The organism is Enterococcus sp. DIV0174 (genome assembly GCF_050529065.1).
Lineage (GTDB): Bacteria > Bacillota > Bacilli > Lactobacillales > Enterococcaceae > Enterococcus_B > Enterococcus_B thailandicus.
In genome coordinates this window covers 2,133,433-2,155,642 of sequence record NZ_CP172881.1, presented here as the reverse complement: position 1 = coordinate 2,155,642, position 22,210 = coordinate 2,133,433, and the positions used below count along the sequence as shown (strand labels likewise).

Annotated in this window: 17 protein-coding genes; 13 read left to right on the top strand and 4 right to left on the bottom strand. The window is 37.2% G+C overall.

Annotated elements, in window-relative coordinates; all coding sequences use genetic code 11:
• Window positions 1-11: 11 nt before the first annotated feature.
• On the top strand, window positions 12-2,678 hold the full coding sequence (locus IGJ93_RS10310) for a non-contractile tail sheath protein (protein ID WP_176694889.1): 2,667 nt from the start codon (window positions 12-14) through the stop codon (window positions 2,676-2,678).
• Window positions 2,679-3,431: 753 nt separating this feature from the next.
• Here IGJ93_RS10310 and IGJ93_RS10305 read toward each other — a convergent pair.
• Window positions 3,432-4,631: an amidohydrolase family protein gene (locus IGJ93_RS10305; RefSeq protein WP_075491668.1), complete on the bottom strand. Its 1,200-nt coding sequence runs from the start codon at window positions 4,629-4,631 to the stop codon at window positions 3,432-3,434.
• A 408-nt stretch (window positions 4,632-5,039) separates the two neighbouring features.
• Between IGJ93_RS10305 and IGJ93_RS10300 the strand changes: the two genes are divergently transcribed.
• The 7 genes from IGJ93_RS10300 (at window position 5,040) to IGJ93_RS10270 (ending at window position 15,216) form a co-directional block, all read left to right on the top strand.
• Window positions 5,040-6,368, top strand: a complete 1,329-nt coding sequence (locus IGJ93_RS10300) for a Y-family DNA polymerase (RefSeq protein WP_071868858.1) — start codon at window positions 5,040-5,042, stop codon at window positions 6,366-6,368.
• A complete protein-coding gene (locus IGJ93_RS10295) occupies window positions 6,361-6,711 on the top strand; it encodes a hypothetical protein (RefSeq protein ID WP_067482603.1) in 351 nt (116 codons plus the stop codon). Before IGJ93_RS10300 ends, IGJ93_RS10295 begins: the two co-directional genes overlap by 8 nt.
• A gap of 416 nt (window positions 6,712-7,127) precedes the next feature.
• Window positions 7,128-8,567 (top strand): glycoside hydrolase family 1 protein, encoded by a 1,440-nt coding sequence (locus IGJ93_RS10290; protein ID WP_071868860.1) that lies wholly within the window; start codon window positions 7,128-7,130, stop codon window positions 8,565-8,567.
• A gap of 259 nt (window positions 8,568-8,826) precedes the next feature.
• Window positions 8,827-11,271 carry a DNA translocase FtsK gene (locus IGJ93_RS10285; protein WP_067482599.1) on the top strand — a complete coding sequence of 815 codons (2,445 nt, stop codon included), beginning with the start codon at window positions 8,827-8,829 and terminating at the stop codon, window positions 11,269-11,271.
• Between the two features lie 191 nt (window positions 11,272-11,462).
• On the top strand, window positions 11,463-12,539 hold the full coding sequence (gene rlmN, locus IGJ93_RS10280) for a 23S rRNA (adenine(2503)-C(2))-methyltransferase RlmN (protein WP_067482596.1): 1,077 nt from the start codon (window positions 11,463-11,465) through the stop codon (window positions 12,537-12,539).
• 145 nt (window positions 12,540-12,684) lie between these two features.
• Window positions 12,685-13,230, top strand: coding sequence for an aminoglycoside N-acetyltransferase AAC(6')-Ii (gene aac(6') / locus IGJ93_RS10275; RefSeq protein ID WP_067482595.1), 546 nt, complete (start codon window positions 12,685-12,687; stop codon window positions 13,228-13,230).
• 321 nt (window positions 13,231-13,551) lie between these two features.
• The gene (locus IGJ93_RS10270; protein ID WP_067482593.1) at window positions 13,552-15,216 is read left to right on the top strand and encodes a peptide ABC transporter substrate-binding protein; all 1,665 of its coding nucleotides are present in this window, start codon (window positions 13,552-13,554) and stop codon (window positions 15,214-15,216) included.
• Window positions 15,217-15,299: 83 nt separating this feature from the next.
• Here IGJ93_RS10270 and IGJ93_RS10265 read toward each other — a convergent pair whose 3' ends face one another.
• Window positions 15,300-15,644, bottom strand: coding sequence for a DUF3899 domain-containing protein (locus IGJ93_RS10265; protein WP_067482591.1), 345 nt, complete (start codon window positions 15,642-15,644; stop codon window positions 15,300-15,302).
• Window positions 15,645-15,728: 84 nt separating this feature from the next.
• Between IGJ93_RS10265 and opp3b the strand changes: the two genes are divergently transcribed.
• The 5 genes from opp3b to IGJ93_RS10240 are packed head-to-tail and all read left to right on the top strand — an operon-like array spanning window position 15,729 to window position 20,748.
• The gene (opp3b, locus tag IGJ93_RS10260; RefSeq protein ID WP_067482589.1) at window positions 15,729-16,670 is read left to right on the top strand and encodes an oligopeptide ABC transporter permease; all 942 of its coding nucleotides are present in this window, start codon (window positions 15,729-15,731) and stop codon (window positions 16,668-16,670) included.
• Complete coding sequence (locus IGJ93_RS10255; RefSeq protein ID WP_067482587.1) at window positions 16,671-17,714, top strand: ABC transporter permease; 1,044 nt, start codon at window positions 16,671-16,673, stop codon at window positions 17,712-17,714.
• Between the two features lie 5 nt (window positions 17,715-17,719).
• On the top strand, window positions 17,720-18,796 hold the full coding sequence (locus IGJ93_RS10250; RefSeq protein WP_067482585.1) for an ABC transporter ATP-binding protein: 1,077 nt from the start codon (window positions 17,720-17,722) through the stop codon (window positions 18,794-18,796).
• Window positions 18,771-19,724, top strand: coding sequence for an ABC transporter ATP-binding protein (locus IGJ93_RS10245; RefSeq protein ID WP_067482583.1), 954 nt, complete (start codon window positions 18,771-18,773; stop codon window positions 19,722-19,724). Before IGJ93_RS10250 ends, IGJ93_RS10245 begins: the two co-directional genes overlap by 26 nt.
• Window positions 19,725-19,737: 13 nt before the next feature.
• Window positions 19,738-20,748 carry an RNA-guided endonuclease TnpB family protein gene (locus tag IGJ93_RS10240; protein ID WP_067482581.1) on the top strand — a complete coding sequence of 337 codons (1,011 nt, stop codon included), beginning with the start codon at window positions 19,738-19,740 and terminating at the stop codon, window positions 20,746-20,748.
• Window positions 20,749-20,920: 172 nt separating this feature from the next.
• Here IGJ93_RS10240 and IGJ93_RS10235 read toward each other — a convergent pair whose 3' ends face one another.
• Both IGJ93_RS10235 and IGJ93_RS10230 read right to left on the bottom strand, forming a co-directional pair.
• Window positions 20,921-21,754: an NUDIX domain-containing protein gene (locus tag IGJ93_RS10235; RefSeq protein ID WP_071868865.1), complete on the bottom strand. Its 834-nt coding sequence runs from the start codon at window positions 21,752-21,754 to the stop codon at window positions 20,921-20,923.
• A 93-nt stretch (window positions 21,755-21,847) separates the two neighbouring features.
• Window positions 21,848-22,126, bottom strand: a complete 279-nt coding sequence (locus IGJ93_RS10230) for a hypothetical protein (RefSeq protein ID WP_067482577.1) — start codon at window positions 22,124-22,126, stop codon at window positions 21,848-21,850.
• Window positions 22,127-22,210: the final 84 nt, after the last annotated feature.

Genomic DNA, 22,210 nt, shown 5'->3' with positions numbered 1-22,210 from the left:
TTGCTATGAGTATGACGAACTGGAAAGTTACAGGGGACACCTTTCTTGGCAATGAAACAGTAGCCGCTTCTCCTGGAGTAATCAGAATGTGTGATGATTATGATGATAGTTATAATTTAACACCTGAGCGGATTATTGATAGCTATCTCCAATTAGGTTATACCAAAATTGTGAACTTTTACATTGGTGCCTCCCATTACTATGATAAAAAAATTGTAGATGGTACTGGGATTTTACTCGAAGATAAATTGTTCAATCAGGCATTTGAAGCTTGGTATAAAGACTATGTAAGACGATTAGCTGATAACCAAATGGCTATTATTCATTCAATTTCCATGGAAAATGTAGATGCGAAAGAAGGATGGTGGCAACGAACATATGATGGAACACCAGGGACAAGTGGTTGGACACCTACCCCGCATTTTTTAAGTTTCACAAATGCAGAAGTTCAAGCATTTTATCAACGACTAGCAGTTGGCCTAGCTGACATTTCCAATCAATTTGGCTTAACGCCTATCGTGCAATTAGGAGAACCTTGGTGGTGGCATCAAGATGAATTAACTCCTTGTTTTTATGACCAAGCCACTAGAAATCTTTATAAAGCAGAAACTGGATTAGATATGCATGAATTTCATACAGTTAACGAATCAATCGTTGGTCATGAATCAATGCTTTCATGGTTGCAAACAAAAATTGGTTCCTTTACATTAATGTTGCGTGACGCAGTCAAAGCAAATTATTCAAATGCACAGTTCACAGTATTATTCTTCCCACCTTCTGTTATGGATAAGACTCGAACACCGATGATGATGGGAATGGTAAATTTTCCTAAAGTAGAGTGGGCATATCCAAATCTTGATTTCTTTATGCTGGAAGATTATGATTACTTGATTAAGAATCAGATGCGTGAACATCAAGATGTATTAGAATTCATTCAAAATAATTTGGGCTATCCTTCGGAAAAAATTCATTACTTTACGGGATTTGTACTTGATCCGGAAAAGGACGCACATGTCTGGAAAAGAATTCATCAAGCGATTATGGATGGCGTGAATGTTGGAATGGGCGAAACTTATATTTGGGCGTATGCGCAAGTCAAAAGGGATAATTGGTTACAACCAAAAGTGATTTATGCATCGCATAAATCTGGAAATTATACCCAACCATTTAATTTATCCTTTAACTACACTGGGGATAAATTAATCTATACAACAAATGGCTTGAACCCGACATTAGAGAATGGCACGGTGTATTCTGGGCCTATAAAAATCGATAAGTCGGTCACGTTTAAAGTCGCTCAAGTGATTGGAGACACAATATCTGAAATTTCTCAATTTAGTTATACGATGTACATGTCTAAAAAATTAAAAACGACGATTAGCTCAACGGGGGATTTTTCTGAGTGGGTAACAGTTAAGTCTCTAGCTATGGGTTCAGGTAAAATTTTTGATTTGAGTGCAGCCGAAGATAGTAAAAATCTTTATATTTATGTACGAGGATATGAGCTAGATACCTCTAGCAATTTTTACTTAGATACAGGTGCTGGAGCTGGAATGGACGTTTGGGCTTGGCCAAATGCAAAGATGAATCGGATGATTCAAAATGATAAAATTTATCGTTATACAGGGACAGGTTCTGATTTTTCTTGGGAGGAAATAGGACAAGCAAAAATCATCAAAAAAAGTAACTTTATTGAAGTGACAGCTAAATTAAGTGACCTAGGGATTGGTTCGCCAAAAGAAATAAAGCTTGGTTATGGTCGAAACTTCGAAGATTTTGCGCCTATTCCTGGTCGAAACGCAGCAGTCGTCAATACACAAGTAACTAATTACGAGAACGATCAAAATAATTTTATTGCGTTTGTTCAAAAAGTGGAAGATCTAGCTAAAGAGTATAAGCCTTTGTATTTACCACTTCATCGAGCACATTTAGTTGCAGATTATTTTAGACACGAGGTATATTCAGGGTACATTTGGGAATCCGTTGCGGGGAAAATTGATGATAACTTTGTAGCACTTGTTCATTCGAAAGTACCTGAAAATGAACGATATTTTGATTATATTGATCCTAGCAGTGACGATACTATTGGTGGCGCACATTGTTTCGCTGCTATTGCAGGTTATTTACAGCATGGGTTACCTGATATTAACGGAGCAAACCTTGGCGATGGCTGTGGCTGGTTGGGTGATTTAGATACTTTCCTAATTGATTATTGGAATAAAAAAGATATAATTGAATCTGTTTATAACTTTAGCTATGATTGGATTGGTGGTACGGGTGAAAATGCCAAGAGCTTCTTTTCAAGAGAAGACTTGATTTCTGATGTTGATGCATGGAATATGGCTTACCAAGTACTTAAAAATGAACGATCACTTGCTAGTGCTTTTACAGATTACTTAGGAGAACCTAGTTTATATGGTTATCGTTATACGAATTTTATTGCTACAAGATATGGTGCCACTGAAGATTATATGTTAGAAAGTGCAAAAGAAGCACTGTTAAGTTCAGCCGTAGAACATCCAATTATTTATGGATTTAGAATCGGGTTACTTACCCTGTTTGGGGGCTCAGATGCAGCCCTTGGTATTGAACAGGGCGAAGAATCAGTAGAAGCGAAGAAAGATATCTGTAAAGCATTTAAAGATAAACTTTTGGCTTTAGCAAAAGAAGAAATGTGACAACAGTAGAAACCAAAGAAGCGGAGATGAACAGAGAATGATGGAACTTAGTTATGCATTAATACTATTTTCAACCGTATTTTTTATGGTAATTAATCCATGGATAAGAACGATTTTTTTGTTCATAGGCATATTAACTTGGAATAGCTTCTTTTTTAGTCAATTTTTAGCAATGTTTCAGCAGACGATAACTACCAGTTTCTTGCTAACAATAATGAATTTTTTTGTTTTTCCTCTCTTTTTTCTTGTGATAGGTATACAGATGCTTATCATGGGAATGATTAAAAAAAATTGGAAGAACCTCTTACTGGCGATAACATTATTGATCTTCCTTATTTATACGTATAAACATCCTGAAGTAAGTATTCATTTTAATTTGGTAGATAGCGTGATAAGACTTAGTATTTTAGTAGCGCTATTTTTGAAAGGAAAACTTTTTTTTAAAAATACCAGTAAAAGTGAAATCAGCTAGCTAAATTAGTTAGAACGGTGATGATCGTTTACTCTTATAAATTGTGTTCACTTTTTCAAAATAAGAACCATATCTGGTATAGATGTGGTTCTTATTTGCTTTTTTTAAGAGAAAAAAGATGAGACAAGGTCAACAGGTCTGTCTTAACCAATGTCCGTACAGGTCATAGATATAAGAAAAGGTAAGTAATGAAAATTCGTTACGTTAATCAGGATTTGCGATTGATTTTCAAATGACATATGGAAAAGCCATTGCTCTTAAATAGAGCAATGGCTTTTTTGTTAATCAATTGTTACTTTCTTTCCTTTATAATAGCTAGCTGAAATAGGGATTTTTCGTGCTACAAATTCAGCAGTGGAAGTTGCATCAACTAATGTGAAATTTGCGGGCATGCCGATTTTTACCCAACCATCTGGCTCAATTAGCGGCTGATTCGTCACTAATTCGAGACTTTCAGTAAGTGCTTGCTGACTCGTCAAATTAAAAATTTCGGCATAACGATTTAGTTTATCTAGCACGTCACCATTACCGAAAGGAGACCAGCAATCATAAATATTGTCACAGCCAATGAATGTTTTTACCCCAGCAGCCCTTAATTCTGTTAACGGTGGAATCACGGGATTTAATGGAATGCTTGAGATAATCGTGATGTTATTTTCTGCTAAACGTGGAAACAGTTCTTTTCGTTCACTAGCAGATAAATCTTTCAGCCCATAAGCATGACTGACAGTTACTTTGCCAGCCCAGCCACTTTCTTCAGTTAATGCAATGATCTTTGCAAAAGTTTGGCGAACGTTGTCACCGCGTTCATGCAGGTGAAGGTCGATGGGCGCATCAAATTGTGTAGCCAAATCAAATGTGGTTGTTAATGATTTCTCCAAGTTACCATCAAGACTGAGTGGATCAACTCCGCCGACCAAGCTTGCACCATTTTGCAAAGCTTTTTTCATTTCATCGTAAGCATTTGAACGAAGTAATCCATGTTGAGGAAAGGCAACTAATTCGTACGCCAGTTTATCTGTATACTCAGTTAAAACTTTTTGTGCCCCTTCTAAATAACGTTGACCGACTAAGGGATGAACATCAATATGCGAACGAAAATGCGTGGCGCCATGAAGCAATTCCAAATTGAGTAAATTTTTCATTCGTTCGTCAAAAGAAAGTGGTGCGGATTCTAAATAGTCATACTCTCGAGTAAACCGCTCGACAATAGTTGCTGCCGGCTCGATGGGTGTCCAAGGAATACCCAGTTTACTTTTATCAAAATGACAGTGCATTTCTCTTAATTGGGGCAGAAAAAGTGCATTTTTGCCATCGATGACCTGTCGATTTTTGTCGGGTGTTTCGCCAGCAGTTCGAACAGAAACGATCGTGTCTTGGTTGAATAAAATATCGACTGTTCTCGTTTCCGTTCCATACGTATAATTTCCAGCTGTTAAGTAATTTGTTTCAACACGCACGTTTTTTAACAAAGTTTCCATTTTTGCACCTCCAAGTATGTATGATTACCATACCTAATTTTTGGAAAAGATACGAATTTTTGGCTTTTGATTAGCTTCTTGGATAAAACGAACACATCCACCAAAAGCACCAACTGATATGCATAAACTAGTTTCAAGCATTTCGGTAACACATTTAGCTATACTTTTTGAAAAAAAGAGGGTCTTGGAAACAAAGTGTGAAGAAAAGTTTTGATTCGTTAGAAATTTTGTCATTTTATTTTCGAAACTAAAAAAGGATTTTTTGTTTGGCAAAGACTATACACGAAAAAGAAAAATCAATCTGGAAACCTTTCTTTCCTGTGTTCTTTTTTTGAAAAACTTGGGACAATCAGTTTACAAAGGGAACGTATGTTTGTATAATAAGGGCGTGAAGTGAGGTGTAACGACGTGTTAGACTATTCAAATGAACCAGTGAATGACTATTTCATGATTGATATAAAGAGTTTCTATGCCTCAGTTGAATGTGTTGAACGTGGACTGGATCCCTTAGCAACAGAACTGGTTGTAATGAGCCAAGCTGACAATACTGGTTCAGGACTTATTTTGGCTTCATCACCGATGGCTAAGAAACATTACGGAATCTCCAATGTAAGTCGTCCAAGAGATCTGCCTTCGCCTTTTCCTGATAGCCTAGTTATTGCCGCACCTAGAATGAATTTATACATCAAGAGAAACATGGAAGTGAATGATATTTTTAGGCAGTATGTAACTGATGAAGATTTGTTAATCTATTCAATTGATGAATCTATTTTGAAAGTCACTAAGTCGATGAAGTTATTTACGACAGAAGGAAAAAGTCGGAGTAAGCAGCGAAAACAATTAGCTAGAAAAATTCAACGACATGTTTATCAGAAAATGGGTTTGATCGCAACTGTTGGAATTGGGGACAATCCCTTGCTTGCGAAACTGGCATTAGACAACGAAGCCAAAAAAAATAACGGGTTTATCGCTGAATGGACATATCAAGATATCTCTAAGAAAGTTTGGAACATAGCAGAAATGACCGATTTTTGGGGGATTGGTTCACGAACGAAAAAAAGATTACATCAGATGGGCATTATGTCCATCGAAAATTTAGCTAATTGGAAACCTGATTTACTTAAGAATAAATTTGGTGTGATAGGTCTGCAATTATATTTTCATGCAAATGGTATAGATCGAACCGATATCGCAGTTGCGCCACCACCAACCAAAGAAAAAAGCTATGGCAATTCTCAAATATTACCAAGAGATTATACTAGAAGAAATGAGATTGAGATTGTCGTGAAAGAAATGGCTGAGCAAGTAGCCATTAGAATTCGAAAGCACGGCTGTAAAACAAGTTGTATTCATGTAGGTATTGGCACATCTATATTAGAAGAGAAAGAAGGCTTTTCTCGCCAAATGAAAATACCTTTGACTGATAATACGAAACAGCTACAAATGTATTGCGTGTATTTATTTAATAAATTTTATAATGGTCAAGAAGTTCGCAAAGTCTCCATCTCCTATAGCAAGTTAGTTTATACAGAGTCGATGCAATTGGATTTGTTTAGCAATCCAGAAAAACAAATCAAAGAGGAAAATTTGGATCGAATTATTGATAAAATTCGAGAAAAATATGGTTTTAGCTCAATTGTTCATGCATCTTCTTATCTTGAAGGTGCAAGAAGTATTGACCGAAGTCATTTGGTTGGTGGACACGCTGGTGGAAATGGAGGAATCAATCATGGTTGATTATGAAGATCGTGGAATAATCAAGTGGCAAGGGATGTATTTGTCTGACCATACTGAAAAAATTGCTTGCCAAGCGAAAGAAAAAAGGACAATCAATTTGGCAAAGGTGAAAATGACAAACGAAGAAATCGCTCGAGTCTTAAACAAAGCAATCATCAAAAATAAAGCAGTCGCGATCCAAAAAGAAGAAATGGATGTGGAAGGTCACTATTCTGATGAACTTATCGGACAGATTGATGGTCATGATGAATTAGGGATTTACATTCATTCAAATAAAGTGAATTATGACGAGATCAGGCATGTCGAATTATATACCCCAAAAAAATGGAGTGCGTTAGACTAGGTTTATTTTTGAAAGAATTCGAAAGCCTAGCCATGGTCAGAATATTCTTTCCTGAGTAAGTAAAGCTGTGATTGCTGAAGAAGTATTTTATTTATGAAAGAAGTTGAAAAATAGTTTTGAATTTTTTTCAATCGATTTAAAATAACCTATTATGGTAAGCAATGAAAACAAGCAAATAATGGCTATTTTCACACTGAAGCTCATTGATTTGATTATTCCTGAAATTGAATTTTTACTAGGGATATTTTATTACTACACAAATTATTTGTTTGAATCAGCCTTAATGCCAATAAAACTGAAACACTATCCTTATTTTAAAATGTCTAGTCTTTTTCGATAAAACTCTTTGAACTGAAAGGGGTTTCGTGTTATTCTAAGGTTGTAAGGATTGAATGAAGGAAGAGAGGAAGTAGACAATGGAACATCAAACATTAACTTCATTTCCAAATGATTTTTTATGGGGATCTGCCTCAGCTGCTTACCAAGTCGAAGGTGCTTGGCAAGAAGATGGTAAAGGAGAATCTGTCTGGGATCGGTTTGTCCGAATTCCGGGTAAAACATTTAAAGGTACCAATGGTGATTTAGCGGTCGATCATTATCATCGCTTTCAAGAAGATATTGCTTTAATGAAGGAACAGGGATTGAAAGCTTATCGTTTTTCAATTGCCTGGACTCGAATTTTCCCAACAGGTCGTGGGGAAGTCAATCAAGCTGGGTTAGCCTTTTATCAGGAACTAGTAGACGAGTTGATTAAAAACGACATTGAACCAATGGTTACTTTGTATCATTGGGACTTGCCACAAGCATTGCAAGATGAATACAATGGGTGGGAATCACGCCAAATTATTGAAGACTTTACGAAGTATGCTGAAACTTTATTTGAAGCTTTTCGTGGAAAAGTTCATTATTGGATTAGTTTAAATGAGCAAAATGTCTTCACTTCATTAGGCTACTTACTGGCTGTTCATCCACCAGGTGTAACCGATCCAAAAAGAATGTATGCAGTGAATCACATCGCGAATTTAGCGAATGCTTCTGTAATCAATAAATTCCATGAATTAAAAATGCCAGGAAAAATTGGTCCAAGTTTTGCGTATACGCCAAATTATCCAATCAATAGCGATCCAAAAAATATTTTGGCTGCTGAAAATGCCGAAGATTTAATGGCAAATTATTGGATGGACGTCTACATGTGGGGCAAGTATCCAATTGCTGCAATGAAGTTTTTAGAGGAGCAAGGTTGGGCACCAACGATTGAAGCGGGCGATGAAGAACTGCTAGAATCAGCAAAGCCTGACTTTTTAGGTATCAATTATTATCAGACAGCAACGAATGCATTTAACCCCTTAGATGGCGTTGGCGCAGGTAAAATGAACACAACTGGTAAAAAAGGTTCTTCTGAAGAAACCGGTGTACCGGGAATGTACAAAAAAGTTGAAAATCCTTTTGTGGAACGCACAAATTGGGACTGGGAAATCGATCCTGAAGGGTTAAGAATTGCTCTTCGTCGAATTACCAGCCGTTATCGAACACCTATTTTGATTACCGAAAATGGATTAGGTGAATATGATAAGTTAACTGACGACAAAAAAATCCATGATGAGTATCGAATTAATTATTTGGCGAGTCATGTGAAAGCCATCAAAGAAGCAATCTCTGATGGTGCGACGGTTTTAGGTTACTGCACATGGTCCTATACAGATTTGTTAAGTTGGTTGAATGGCTACCAAAAACGTTATGGCTTTGTTTATGTGGATCAAGATGAAACACAAGAAGGATCGCTTGAACGTTACAAAAAAGACAGCTATTATTGGTATCAATCAGTCATTAAAGAAAATGGCGAATCAATCGAATAATAAAAAATGAAGTCGAAAAGTTGAAACGATAGCTACGTAGCTGTTGTTTCAACTTTTTTGCGAGCAAAGGTTTAACTGAAAAATTCATTCTTGATAATAAAAAAATAAAGCATTCACTTCTTCCATTGTTATAATCAAATTTCTTTCGCATTTTTATGAAAAAATGACGAAATGAAAAGAAAGAGACGAGTTCTTTGAAACAAAACTTTAGTTCCCTTCTTTTTTTTTGTATAATGGGGAATGAAATGAGGGATAAATAATGGCGCAGAAAAAACGTCCTGCAAAGAAAAAGAAAAAGACGAAAAAGCAAAAGCAGCAACAAGAGCAACTCTTGACGATTTTTGTCGGTTTTGCACTTATTTTATTTGCTGCATTTGGTTTTTTAAGATTAGGGTTCTTAGGAACTTTAGTTGCTAATGGTTTTCGAATCTTTGCAGGTAACACTTATCCAATTCTTTGTTTGTTATTAGCCATCACAGGATTCTGGATCATTATCAAGAATACGGAATTAAAGATTGGCAAACCTCGACGTTTGGTAGGAGGTATTTTCTTTTATTTAGGAATATTACTTTTCTTCCACGCTCATTTATTTGGGAAGCTCCACAGTGGAGAACCGAATATTCTTGGCACTACTTGGGATTTATTAGCAAGTGATATTAAGCAAAGTCAAGTCAGTAGTAATGTAGGTGGTGGGATGGTTGGAGCACTGTTGTATCATTTCACTTACTTTTTGATTGCTCAACCAGGTAGCTATCTGGTCGCTGTTTTACTATTGATTGTCGGCGCGTTTTTATTTAGCAATCTTGAAGGGTATCAATTACTAGAGGGCATCCAAACATTAGGGGAGAGACTGCAAGGATTGTTGGAAGGTGACCCAGCAAAACAAGCAAAAAAACAAGCTGAAAAAGCAGAGAGAAAAGAACAACGAGCACAAGCAAGAGAAGCAAAACGTTTGGCTGCTCAAGAAGCAGCTGAGGCAGAAATCGCCGAAATGGAAAAAAATCGGGAACGTCAACAAACAAGAAACGACGAACCAGATGAATTACCAGCGACAGAAACAAACGAACCGAGTTTTGTGCCAATCAATAGCTTCCAAGAACAAATGCAGACGAAGCCACCGATTGAACATACACCTACACAAACAACGTTGCCGATTGATGCGCATGAAGGGCTTGAAGAAGAAGTTCCTGAAGATGACGGCTCTGTTTTAGAGTTTGAGATTGCCGCTGAAGAAGAAAATCATGCGTATGAATTACCGTCTGTTGATTTGCTCGATTCGATTCCAGCAGTGGACCAAAGTGATGAGTATAAGAAAATCGAAAAAAATATTGGTGTGCTAGAACAAACTTTCCAAAGTTTTGGCGTAGATGCCAAAGTAGTGAAAGCGAGTCTTGGTCCTTCCGTTACGAAATTCGAAGTACAGCCTGCCGTTGGTGTAAAGGTAAGCAAAATTGTTAACTTAACTGATGATATTGCCTTAGCTTTGGCAGCAAAAGATGTGCGGATGGAAGCGCCAATTCCAGGTAAATCTTTGATTGGGATTGAGGTTCCTAATGGCAAAATCAGTATGGTTTCGTTTAGAGAAGTAATTGAAGCACAGCCAAAACATCCGGATAAACTTTTGGAAGTACCATTAGGTCGTGATGTTTCTGGTCGCGTACAAACAGCTGATTTAAGCAAAATGCCTCACTTACTTGTGGCAGGTTCCACCGGTAGTGGGAAGTCTGTTGCAATCAATGGTATTATCACAAGTATCTTGATGCAGGCAAAACCACATGAGGTCAAATTAATGATGATTGATCCGAAAATGGTTGAGTTGAATATGTACAATGGGATTCCGCATCTTTTAACGCCCGTTGTAACAAATCCAAGAAAAGCAGCACAAGCTTTACAAAAAGTTGTTCAAGAAATGGAAGAACGTTACGAAAAATTTGCCGCTACAGGAGTCAGAAATATTTCTGGGTACAATGAATTTGTACAACAAAAGAATTTAGAAGATGGCACGAAGCATCCGACATTACCGTTTATTGTGGTAATCGTTGATGAATTAGCAGACTTGATGATGGTTGCCAGTAATGAAGTTGAGGATGCAATCATTCGTTTGGCACAAATGGCTCGGGCTGCTGGGATCCATATGATTCTAGCAACACAACGCCCTAGTGTGGATGTTATCACAGGGATTATCAAAGCTAATGTTCCTTCGCGAATGGCTTTTGCAGTTTCTAGTGGGACTGACTCTCGTACGATCATTGATTCAAATGGGGCAGAAAAATTACTTGGACGTGGTGATATGCTCTTCTTACCAATGGGAGAAAATAAACCAATCCGTGTTCAAGGCGCCTTCATCTCTGATCATGAAGTCGAACGCGTCGTAAGTTTTGTAACAGCACAACAAGAAGCACGTTATGAAGAAAAAATGATGCCAACAGATGAGGTCGAGACCACTGGTACTCCAGAACAACCACAAGATGAGTTATATGAAGAAGCGAAAGCTTTGGTTGTTGAGATGCAAACGGCAAGTATTTCTTTATTGCAAAGAAGATTTAGAATTGGCTACAATCGTGCAGCACGTCTAGTAGATGAACTAGAAACGCATGGTGTGGTAGGCCCCTCAGAAGGAAGCAAGCCAAGAAAAGTCTTTATTGAACAATTAGAAGATTCAATGAATGATTTACCAGAAGGACAGCCAGAGGATCATCTATAATTAATAGAAACAAAAAATTATATGTGTGTAAAAAAAAACAGCCAACACAGAGAATACTCCGTGCTGGCTGGTTTTTTTAGTTGGACTTCACTACGAAAGAACAAGTGAAGGATCTCGCAAACTTTCTTGCATTCCCAGATAGAATCAGTTATAGTATGTAGCGAAACTTTGAGAAAAAGAGGGAAATAATTTTGGAAAAAACGTCCATTTATGGCTTGACGAATGAAGAACTAACAAATTGGTTTATCAACAATGGCGAAAAGAAATTCCGTGCAGCCCAAGTTTGGGAATGGCTTTATCAAAAACGGGTGACAGCGTTTTCAGAAATGACCAATTTATCAAAAAATTTGATTGAAAAACTAACAGAAAACTTTGTGATTAATCCATTAAAACAAATGGTTGTGCAAGAAGCAGCTGACGGAACAGTCAAATATTTATTTGAATTACCGGATAAGAATATGATTGAGACTGTCTTGATGCGTCAAGAGTATGGTCTGTCCGTTTGTGTTACAACTCAGGTTGGCTGTAATATTGGCTGTACCTTCTGTGCTAGCGGATTACTGAAAAAAAATCGTGATTTAACTGCAGGAGAAATCGTTGCTCAAATCATGATGGTTCAACATTATTTTGATGAACGCGGAGAAGGTGAACGAGTATCTCACGTTGTTGTAATGGGGATTGGTGAACCATTTGATAACTATGATAACGTGATGGATTTCTTGCATATTATCAACGATGCGAAAGGTCTAGCAATCGGGGCACGTCACATCACTGTGTCAACGAGTGGCTTAGCAAATAAAATCAAAGAATTTGCCGATAATGGGCTGCAAGTAAACTTAGCAATCTCCTTACATGCACCCAATAATGAAGTTCGTACGTCAATCATGCGAATCAATCGAAGCTTTCCAATCGAAAAATTGATGGAAGCAGTTGATGAATACCTTGAGAAAACGAATCGTCGAATCACGTTTGAATACATTATGTTGAACAACGTGAATGATCGGCCAGAACACGCACAGCAGTTAGCAGATTTGTTACAGGATAAGAAAAAATTAGCATATGTCAATCTGATTCCATACAACCCAGTAAGTGAACATGACCAGTATTCACGTAGCCCTAAGGCAGATGTTTTGAAATTTTATGATGTCTTGAAGAAAAATGGGGTCAACTGTGTCGTTCGTAAAGAACACGGGACAGATATTGATGCAGCTTGTGGTCAATTGCGTAGCAAGCAGATGAAGAAAGAGAAAAAAGTAGCAGGTAAGTAAGAAACTGCTGTTTATTATTAGAAGACGTGACTTGTTCACGTCTTCTTTTTTATCTAAAATGATCGATCATTTTTTAAACGTCAAGAAGAAATCTTTGGGTTTTTCCACAATCATTGCTAAAATAAGTTGGAACGGGGGGAAACAAATGATTATTACTGAATTCGATCGTGACGATCTCGATCTGCGAGACCAACTTGCAGATTTATTGAGATTAACTTGGCCAGAAGAATATGGTACCGATGCGACAAAAGAAGTTGACCAGTTGATGGAACCAGATCGCATTGCTGTTTCTGCCTTAGATGGAGATACGCTGATTGGTTTTGTTGGAGCGATTCCTCAATACCGATTGACAGGCTGGGAATTGCATCCCTTAGTAGTAGAGAGCACTCGAAGGAGAAATCAAATTGGTACCAGACTTGTGACATACCTAGAAAAAGAAGTAACATCAAAAGGTGGAATCACGATGTACTTAGGTACAGATGATCTGGATCATGGAACAACGTTAAGTTATGAGAATTTATTTGAGCATACTTTTGATAAAGCAAAAGCCATTCAAAATTTGAAAAGTCATCCTTATGAGTTTTATGAGAAAATGGGGTATCAAATTGTTGGCGTGATTCCAGATGCAAATGGCTGGAATAAACCTGATATTTGGATGGCAAAAGGTCTTGTGCCAAGACCAACCACATAAAAAGAAGAAAAAAATGAGAAAGAGCCGTGCAAGAAAATGACTTGTACGGCTCTTTTTTTGAGCAAAAACCGAACATTAAAACCTTTTTTTAAGAAATCAAATCTTTTTTGCGTATTATTTTATTGAAAATAAAAAATTGTTATTTTCTTTATAAATAAAGGGAATTTTCTGAAAAATCTAACGAAAAATACTGATTAAAGAGATTATTTTAAGAAAAAAGAGAAAAAAGTAGTTGCTTTTTTAATAATTATTCATTAAACTCTTAAACAACTTCAGAAATATTTAATTATTCTGAAAATTCCGATAAAAGGGGTACGAAAGATGAAAAAGAAAGTAACTTTTGGTTTTGTTGCGGTTTGTGGCCTTGTCCTTGCTGGCTGTTATGGTGGCAGCTCAGATACAGGGAGCAGTAATACAAAAAGCAGTGGTTCTGCTAGTGGAGGCGGCGTATTTAATTTAGTTGTACCTCAAGAAATGCCAACAGCTGATTTATCTGTTGCGACAGATACAATTAGTTTTACAGCGTTGAACAACGTATATGAAGGAATTTATCGTCTTGATAAAGATAGTAAACCACAACCTGCAGGTGCAAGTGAGTTGGCAGACGTCAGCGAAGATGGTTTAACTTATAAAATCAAATTACGTGAAGATGCAAAATGGTCGAACGGTGAACCAGTAACAGCAGCAGATTATGTTTATGGCTGGCAACGTACGGTTGATCCAAAAACAGCATCTGAATATGCGTATCTATTTGAACCAGTTGCTAATGCAGCAGACATCACAGCTGGTAAAAAAGATAAATCAGAGTTAGGCATCAAAGCGAATGGTGATCACGAATTAGAAATCACACTAACAAAACAAACACCTTATTTCCAATATTTACTCGCTTTCCCATCTTTCTTCCCGCAAAGTCAAGCTGTTGTTGAAGAAAACGGTGATGCTTATGCTTCAGCAAGTGACAAAGCAGTATACAATGGTCCATTCACATTAGAAGACTTTGATGGTCCAGGAACGGATACAGAATGGACATACAAGAAAAATGATGAATACTGGGATAAGGACGAAGTGAAATTATCAGAAGTCAAAGTCAGTGTAGTAAAAGAATCTTCTACTTCATTGAATCTCTTTAAAGATGGTCAAGCAGATGATGTTATTTTATCAGGTGAGTTAGCACAACAAAATGCAAATGATCCAGCGTATACATCTGTGAAAGAAGCTCGTACAAGTTATATCGAGTTTAACCAACGTGAAGAAGACTCTCCATTCAACAATGCTGATTTGCGAAAAGCGATTTCTTACTCAATCAATCGCGATGCATTAGTAAAACAAGTTATGGGGGATGGCTCGGTTGCATCAACTGGCTTAATTCCAGCAGACATGACAAAAAATCCTGATACAAACGAAGACTTTGCCAAAGAAGCTGGTGATTTAGTTTCTTATGATAAAGACAAAGCAAAAGAACATTGGGAAAAAGCGAAGAAAGAGCTAGGTATTGATTCACTCGAATTTGAGTTGATGGCATCAGATGATGACTCAACGAAAAAAGTAATTGAATATATCCAAAACTCAATTCAAGAAAATTTAGATGGTGTGAAAGTTAAACCAGTTCCAGTACCGTTCTCTGTTCGTTTGGATCGTTCATCATCAGGTGATTTTGACACAGTATTAGGTGGTTGGGGTGCTGACTACGCAGATCCAAGTAGCTTTACTGATCTGTTCGTAACAGGAAACTCTTATAACCGTGGACAATGGAGTAATGAAGAGTATGACAAAGTAGTGAAAGCATCTTCTTCAACTGATGCCGGCGATGAAAAAGCGCGTTGGGATGATTTGCAAGAAGCAAACAAAATCATTGCTGATGATATGGGTGTAGCACCAGTTTACCAAAAGGCTGAAGGTCATTTAGTTAATGAAAAAGTTAAAGGAATCGTGCATCACGCAGCTGGGGCTTCATGGGATTACAAGTGGACATATATCGAAGAATAACCACTTTTATTCGTTAACAATTGAAGATGAGAAAAAACAGGGTAGGTCATTGATCCAACGACACACCCTGTTCTCATCAACAATTATAAAAGAGCGAATAGCATGAAGAGAATTGAAAAAATAAGTAAAATCCCGGCAATAATCAGCCAAAAGCTGTACATACCATGGCTGGCAGATGAAAGCAGCGAGAACTCTGGTTTTTTCTTCCGGTTTCTTGTTCGAGCTAGGTGAATCGATCGTTGAAAATGATCAAAGAAACCCGAGGAAAAAACCCATAAAAATCCGCCGATAATCAAAAACGGCAACGCGCATAAGAAAGAATCATTTGATAATTGTAGAAAAGTTAATTGATTGGTTAAAAAATTTTTTATCAAAATGAGGACCATCAACAAAATGGAAATGGCATAGGGAAGATACTTTTTGTTCATTTTTTTGCTCCTTTATCAGTTGGTTCATTACTTAATAATGTAGCGAAACATTTGTCAGAAGTCAAAAGCTAGGGGGAAACATCTGTGAATAGTTATATCAAATATGTTTTAAAACGTGTCTTCTTCATGATGATCACGCTGTGGCTGATTGCCACCATCACTTTTTTCTTAATGCAGTTATTACCAGGAACACCTTATACCAATCAGGAACGCTTGAGTCCTGAAACGATTGAAATGTTGAATAAACAAGTAGGTTTAGATAAGCCGGTACTTGTTCAATATGGCATTTATCTTTCTAATCTACTTCAAGGTGACTTTGGTATTTCTTTCCAATTTAAAAATCAACCTGTGGCTAATTTATTAGCAGGCAGAATTGGACCTTCTTTACAGTTAGGTTTACAAGCAATTATTGTTGGGACATTTGTTGGAACGATTTTAGGAACGATTTCCGCAATGAAGCAAAACACTTGGGTCGACAGTTCGTCAACCTTGATTGCAATCTTAGGACGTTCGATTCCTAACTTTGTGTTTGCGGTATTGCTTCAATATGTGTTTGCAATGAAATTACACATTTTACCAATCGCAAAATGGGATGGATTCGCTTATACCATTTTACCGACAATCGCTTTAGCGATGTCCCCGCTTGCCGATTCCGCCCGCTTTATTCGAACCGAAATGGTTGAAGTTCTTCATAGTGATTATGTTGAATTAGCTAGAGCAAAAGGGCTAAGTCGTTGGGAAATTGCCTTTAAACATGGCTTAAGAAACAGTTTGATTCCATTGATGACTTTATTAGGACCACTGGCAGTTGCTTTGATGACTGGTTCATTAGTGGTTGAAAATATTTTTGCCATTCCTGGAATCGGGGAACAATTTGTTAAATCAATTACCACAAATGACTATCCGACAATCATGGCTGTGACAATTCTTTATTCATTTATGTTGATTTTTGTCATCTTAGTCGTTGATTTATTGTATGGATTAGTTGATCCAAGAATTCGTGTTTCTGAAGGGAGTCGAGGATAGATGGAAATGGTACCAAAACGCTATGAAACAGTTGCGGAGATTCCTGCAGACGAGTTTCTTCCTTTACAAAAAAATACCGAAGCTGAGCGTGAACAGATTTCTGCTCCTTCGCTGAATTTCTTACAAGATTCTTGGCGTCGATTGAAGAAAAATAAAGCGGCAGTGGTTTCAATGGTCTTACTAACGACGATTATTTTGATTTCAATCGTGACAATTTTTGTTTCACCGCATAATCCGACTGCACAAAATGTTGATTATATCAACTTACCGCCACGTATTCCTGGTATCAGTATTGATGGTCTAAACGGAAAAGCGATGGTTGGTGGCGAGTTAGTCGATAAATATGCACAGGCAAATGTTCCAGCAAATGTGAACTTTCTTTTGGGAACAGATGGCCTAGGTCGTGATGTGCTGAGTCGCTTGTTTATGGGCACGAGAATCTCTCTATTAATTGCATTTATCGCAGCTATTCTAGACGTGACGATTGGTGTTGCTTATGGATTGGTTTCTGGTCTTTTAGGTGGACGTGTAGATAATGCAATGCAACGCTTTTTGGAAATCTTATCTGGGATTCCTAACTTAGTTGTAATGATTTTGATGCTGGTTGTATTTGAGCCAGGAATTTTTTCAATCGTAGCAGCGATGGCAATCACGAACTGGATTCCAATGGCACGGATTGTTCGTGCACAGACATTGAAATTGAAAGATCAAGAATATGTTTTAGCTGGTTTGACTTTGGGTGAATCAAAGTTGAAAATCGCGTTCAAACATATCTTACCGAATATCTCAAGTGTGATTATTATTCAAATGATGTTTAGTATCCCATCAGCTATTTTCTTCGAAGCATTCCTAAGTTTCATCGGGCTAGGTTTAACACCACCGTCTGCTTCATTAGGAACAATGCTAAGTGATGGCTACAAAACATTCTTATATCTGCCATATCTATTATGGATTCCGGCAGCAACTTTATCGGTTATCATGATTGGCTTTAACTTATTAGCTGATGGATTACGTGATGCCTTCGATCCTAAAATGAAAGAGTGAGAATTATGACGAAAATTTTAGAAGTGAAAGATTTAGAAATTTCTTTTGACACTTATGCTGGTAAAGTTCGAGCAATTCGCGGTGTTAATTTTCACTTGAATAAAGGAGAAACTTTGGCAATCGTTGGTGAATCTGGGAGTGGAAAATCTGTTACAACTCGGAGTATCATGCGACTTCTGTCAAGTAATGCCAACATTGACGCTGGTCAGATCCTATTTAAAGGAGAAGACATTGTTAACAAATCCGAAAAAGAAATGCAAAAAATTCGCGGAAAAGAAATTGCGATGATTTTCCAAGATCCAATGACATCGTTAGATCCAACGATGACGATTGGAAAGCAAGTAGCGGAATCTTTACGCAAACATAATAAAGTATCAAAAAAAGATGGCGAAAAAGCAGCGCTAGACCTACTAAATTTAGTTGGGATTCCAGAAGCTGAAAAACGAATCAAAAGCTACCCACATCAGTTTTCAGGTGGGCAGCGTCAACGGATCGTGATTGCGATTGCTTTGATTTGTTATCCAGAAATCTTGATTGCAGATGAACCAACAACCGCGTTAGACGTAACAATCCAAGCACAAATTTTAGAATTACTCAAAGAAATTCAAACAAAAATTGATACATCAATTATTTTTATTACCCATGACCTTGGTGTAGTGGCAAATGTCGCTGACCGAGTGGCTGTTATGTATGGTGGGAAAATCATCGAAGTAGGAACTTCGGAAGAAATTTTTTATAATCCACAACATCCTTATACTTGGGGATTACTTGGTTCAATGCCGACGTTGGAAAGTACAAGCAAACAGCTTTATGCGATTCCTGGTTCACCTCCAGATTTGTTGAATCCACCAAAAGGAGACGCATTTTATCCACGTAATGAATATGCTTTGAAAATCGATGCAGAGCAAGAGCCACCATTTTTTGAATTATCTGCAACACACAAAGCAGCAACTTGGTTATTAGCACCACAAGCACCAAAAGTTCTGCCGCCAGAAGAAATTCAACGTCGTTGGGCAATTTTTAAAGAAAAACAAGGGAGCCAAGGGGGAATAGTGGATGAAAAAAAAGCTACTCGAGGTTAAAGGTCTAAAACAATATTTCAACATTGGCAAAAAAAATGAAGTGCATGCGGTTAATGACATCAGTTTTCACATTTATGAAGGGGAAACGTTTGGATTAGTTGGTGAATCTGGGAGTGGAAAGTCGACGACCGGTCGGACAATCATTCGTTTAAATGAGCCAACTGGTGGCGAAATTTTATTTGATGGACAAGATGTGACAAAAATCAAAGGAAAAAAAGAAATGACGAAATTTCGTCATGAAGTCCAAATGATTTTTCAAGATCCATACGCATCCTTAAATCCGAGAATGAAAGTTCGTGACATTATTGCAGAAGGTATTGATGTGAACGGCTTAGCGAAGTCGCCACAGGAGCGTGCGCAAAAAGTCGATGATTTATTAAAAACAGTTGGGTTAAACCCGAGTCACGGAACGCGCTATCCTCATGAATTTTCAGGTGGACAACGTCAACGGATTGGCATTGCTCGAGCGTTAGCAGTCAATCCACGTTTTGTTATTTGTGATGAGCCTATTTCTGCACTAGATGTGTCCATTCAGGCTCAAGTAGTAAATTTATTACAAGACTTACAAGAAGAACAGAATTTAACTTACTTATTTATTGCCCATGATTTATCAATGGTGAAACACATTAGCGATCGCATTGGCGTTATGCACAATGGCTTGTTGTTAGAGATGGGAACAAGTGACGAAATTTATAACTTTGGTGTTCATCCATACACCGAAAGTTTGTTGTCTGCTATTCCATTACCAGATCCAGACCATGAGAGACAGCGCCGTCGAATCAAATACCAGCCAGAACCAGATGATAATCAAGTACGTACATTAAGAGAAATTGCACCAGAACATTTTGTGTACGCAACAGAACAAGAAGTTGCCTACTATGCGAAAAAATTGCAACGAAAAAAAGAAAACTTACTCGTAGCAAACTAGGGGGTAAGTGCTAATGCTCAAAGCCTTTAAATTCCGGATGTATCCCACCGATGAACAAAAAAAGTGGTTAATTCAAAATTTTGGTTGTGTTCGGTTCACCTATAATCATTTATTACTTTCACGACAAGAAACTTACAAGCAACTAGGTGTGATTGATTATTCGTTGACACCAGCTGCTTTGAAAAAACGTTATTCGTTTTTAAAAGAGGCAGATAGTTTGGCATTAGCCAATGCTCAGTTGAATTTGGATCGTGCGTTTCGCAATTATTTTAAAGGACGAGCCAGCTTTCCAAAGTTGAAAAGTAAGAAGAGTATGTGGCAATCTTATACCACAAATAACCAAGGACACACCATTTATTTAGAAGGAAATCAATTAAAATTACCAAAGCAAAAAAAGTTGTTCAACGTGCATGTCCACCGGCCAATCGAAGGAACAATTCGTTCAGCTACGATTTCTTCACGATATAATGAAGAGTTTTATGTTTCATTTTTATGTGAAGTTCCGCTGAATAAAAGACAGAAAACCAATGAATGGGTGGGAATCGCGTATTGCCCCAAAGGCTTAGTCGAAACTTCGCAGAAAATTGAGGTTGTTGCACCTAAACTTTTGGTGACAAATCAAAAAATCGCTGTAGCAGAAAGAAAATTGAGTATTCGAGCAAAAGCAGCTCAACAACGAAAAAAGGCTTTAGAACGAGCAAAAAATTATCAAAAGCAAAAAAGAAAAGTGCTGAATCTGTATCAAAAACAAAAATATCAACGGGAAGACTACTTAGAACAGCTTTCTGCTATTCTGGTGAATAAATTTGATTATTTGTTTATTGAATCATTACCAGATGAAAAGCTTGCTTCTGATTTTTCAGTGCAAGACTGGCACAAACTGTTGACCAAATTGAGGTATAAAGCAGAATGGTATCAAAAAACTTTTATTTTGATTAATACACAAGATATCCACAGTCATTCTGCACAAGAAAAGAGTCGGCTGTTGGAACGAATTGGAAAACAATTACTTTTTGATGTCTAAACTGGTAGGAGCGCCAGAGTTCGCCTTGCTAATAAAAAGTTTTTAAAACTTTTGTTTCTAGGAATTTTCTTTTCGCTTAAAGAGAAAGCTCACTAATTATGAGAAACCAAAAACCAAGGACTGTAACATAAATCAGCAATGATTTTGTGTTACAGTTCTTGGTTTTTACCGATTAATCTTCCATTTTTGGATGGTGTTCAGGTTTTAATTGATAGATTTTTGATGGACGACCGATTCCAACGGGGCGTTCACCGATTTCGTCAAAATATTGCAACATTGCCTTTTTAAAATTTGAGTGGTCGATTGTTTTAAAATCAATTCCTAAAAATTTTGCAAACACTTTGCGAGCTTCAGTAATTGTAAAATCCTTGCCTAATACTTGAAGGACTTGTGGCTCATGTTCCATTTTATTGACGATACGGTTAAAGGCTTTTAACACGATGAAACTGTGGTCAAATGCTAACTTATCTTTTCCAGTTGATTGGCCAGTTGCTAAATCAAGTGCGATTGAGACATCGCCACTGGTCAAGTGGATTTGATTCATTTGTCGTTCTAAAGTGAACCAGCGAACCTCTTTGGCGTCATCTCCGGCAATCAAAGGTTCTTCACCAATAAAGGCAAGATAGCTGACCGTCACGACCCAGCCACGTGGATCACGATCAGGTGTGCTGAATGTATGAAGCTGTTCGATATTTTCCTTAGAAATAATAACTCCAGTTTCTTCTTGTGTTTCGCGTAAGACACTTTCACCAGTTGACTCATCTCGTTGGACAAAGCCACCAGGCAATGCCCAAGAGTTTCGATAAGGATGCCCTTTTCTTTGAATCAAAAGAATTTTTAACTGATCTTCTTCTTTGTTGTAACACATCAAAACGATGTCGACAGTCAAAGAAGGTTTGTCGTATTCAGGGCGTTCTTGTGCTTGATACCAAGTTAAAAAATCTTCTTCGCTGGCTTCTTGTTCATAATATAGTTTTTCTTCTTCTTTAGAAGCAAATTCTTTCATTCTGACACCTCCACTGCCGATAAAAGTACATTTTACTTTATTGTAGCAGACTCTTGGAAAAAACCAAGGACTTCCCGCAAAATTTCGTGGTTATCAAAGATGAAAAATGAATGGTAAAACTAAATTGACTAAAAAGAACAGTAGATAAAAAGGTAAAAACTTCATTTTTTCTTCACGAAGTGCAAAGAACCCGCAAATAATGATAAATAAATCGAATGCGATACGAAAGAGATTCGAAACAAGAAGGAAACTATTCAAGTTACCATTTAAGTTAAAGTAACCATACATCCTTATATAAAAATAACTAAAAAATAAGTGAGCAATTGTGAGTACTGCGATACTAATCATAAAAATCGTGTGTTTTTTCTGCATAATCATTCCTACCTTTGTTCATTGGTTTTTCCCCTTCTATTATACATGATTCATTTTTGGAAAAATAGCGGGGAAAATTTTCCC

Coding starts and splice junctions, on each gene's coding strand:
- IGJ93_RS10230 (WP_067482577.1), bottom strand. CDS start 22,126: ATGCAGAAAAAACACACGATTTTTATGATTAGTATCGCAGTACTCACA.
- IGJ93_RS10305 (WP_075491668.1), bottom strand. CDS start 4,631: ATGGAAACTTTGTTAAAAAACGTGCGTGTTGAAACAAATTACTTAACA.
- IGJ93_RS10250 (WP_067482585.1), top strand. CDS start 17,720: ATGACGAAAATTTTAGAAGTGAAAGATTTAGAAATTTCTTTTGACACT.
- IGJ93_RS10270 (WP_067482593.1), top strand. CDS start 13,552: ATGAAAAAGAAAGTAACTTTTGGTTTTGTTGCGGTTTGTGGCCTTGTC.
- IGJ93_RS10245 (WP_067482583.1), top strand. CDS start 18,771: ATGAAAAAAAAGCTACTCGAGGTTAAAGGTCTAAAACAATATTTCAAC.
- IGJ93_RS10240 (WP_067482581.1), top strand. CDS start 19,738: ATGCTCAAAGCCTTTAAATTCCGGATGTATCCCACCGATGAACAAAAA.
- IGJ93_RS10310 (WP_176694889.1), top strand. CDS start 12: ATGACGAACTGGAAAGTTACAGGGGACACCTTTCTTGGCAATGAAACA.
- IGJ93_RS10285 (WP_067482599.1), top strand. CDS start 8,827: ATGGCGCAGAAAAAACGTCCTGCAAAGAAAAAGAAAAAGACGAAAAAG.
- IGJ93_RS10295 (WP_067482603.1), top strand. CDS start 6,361: ATGGTTGATTATGAAGATCGTGGAATAATCAAGTGGCAAGGGATGTAT.
- IGJ93_RS10290 (WP_071868860.1), top strand. CDS start 7,128: ATGGAACATCAAACATTAACTTCATTTCCAAATGATTTTTTATGGGGA.
- IGJ93_RS10255 (WP_067482587.1), top strand. CDS start 16,671: ATGGAAATGGTACCAAAACGCTATGAAACAGTTGCGGAGATTCCTGCA.
- IGJ93_RS10265 (WP_067482591.1), bottom strand. CDS start 15,644: ATGAACAAAAAGTATCTTCCCTATGCCATTTCCATTTTGTTGATGGTC.
- IGJ93_RS10235 (WP_071868865.1), bottom strand. CDS start 21,754: ATGAAAGAATTTGCTTCTAAAGAAGAAGAAAAACTATATTATGAACAA.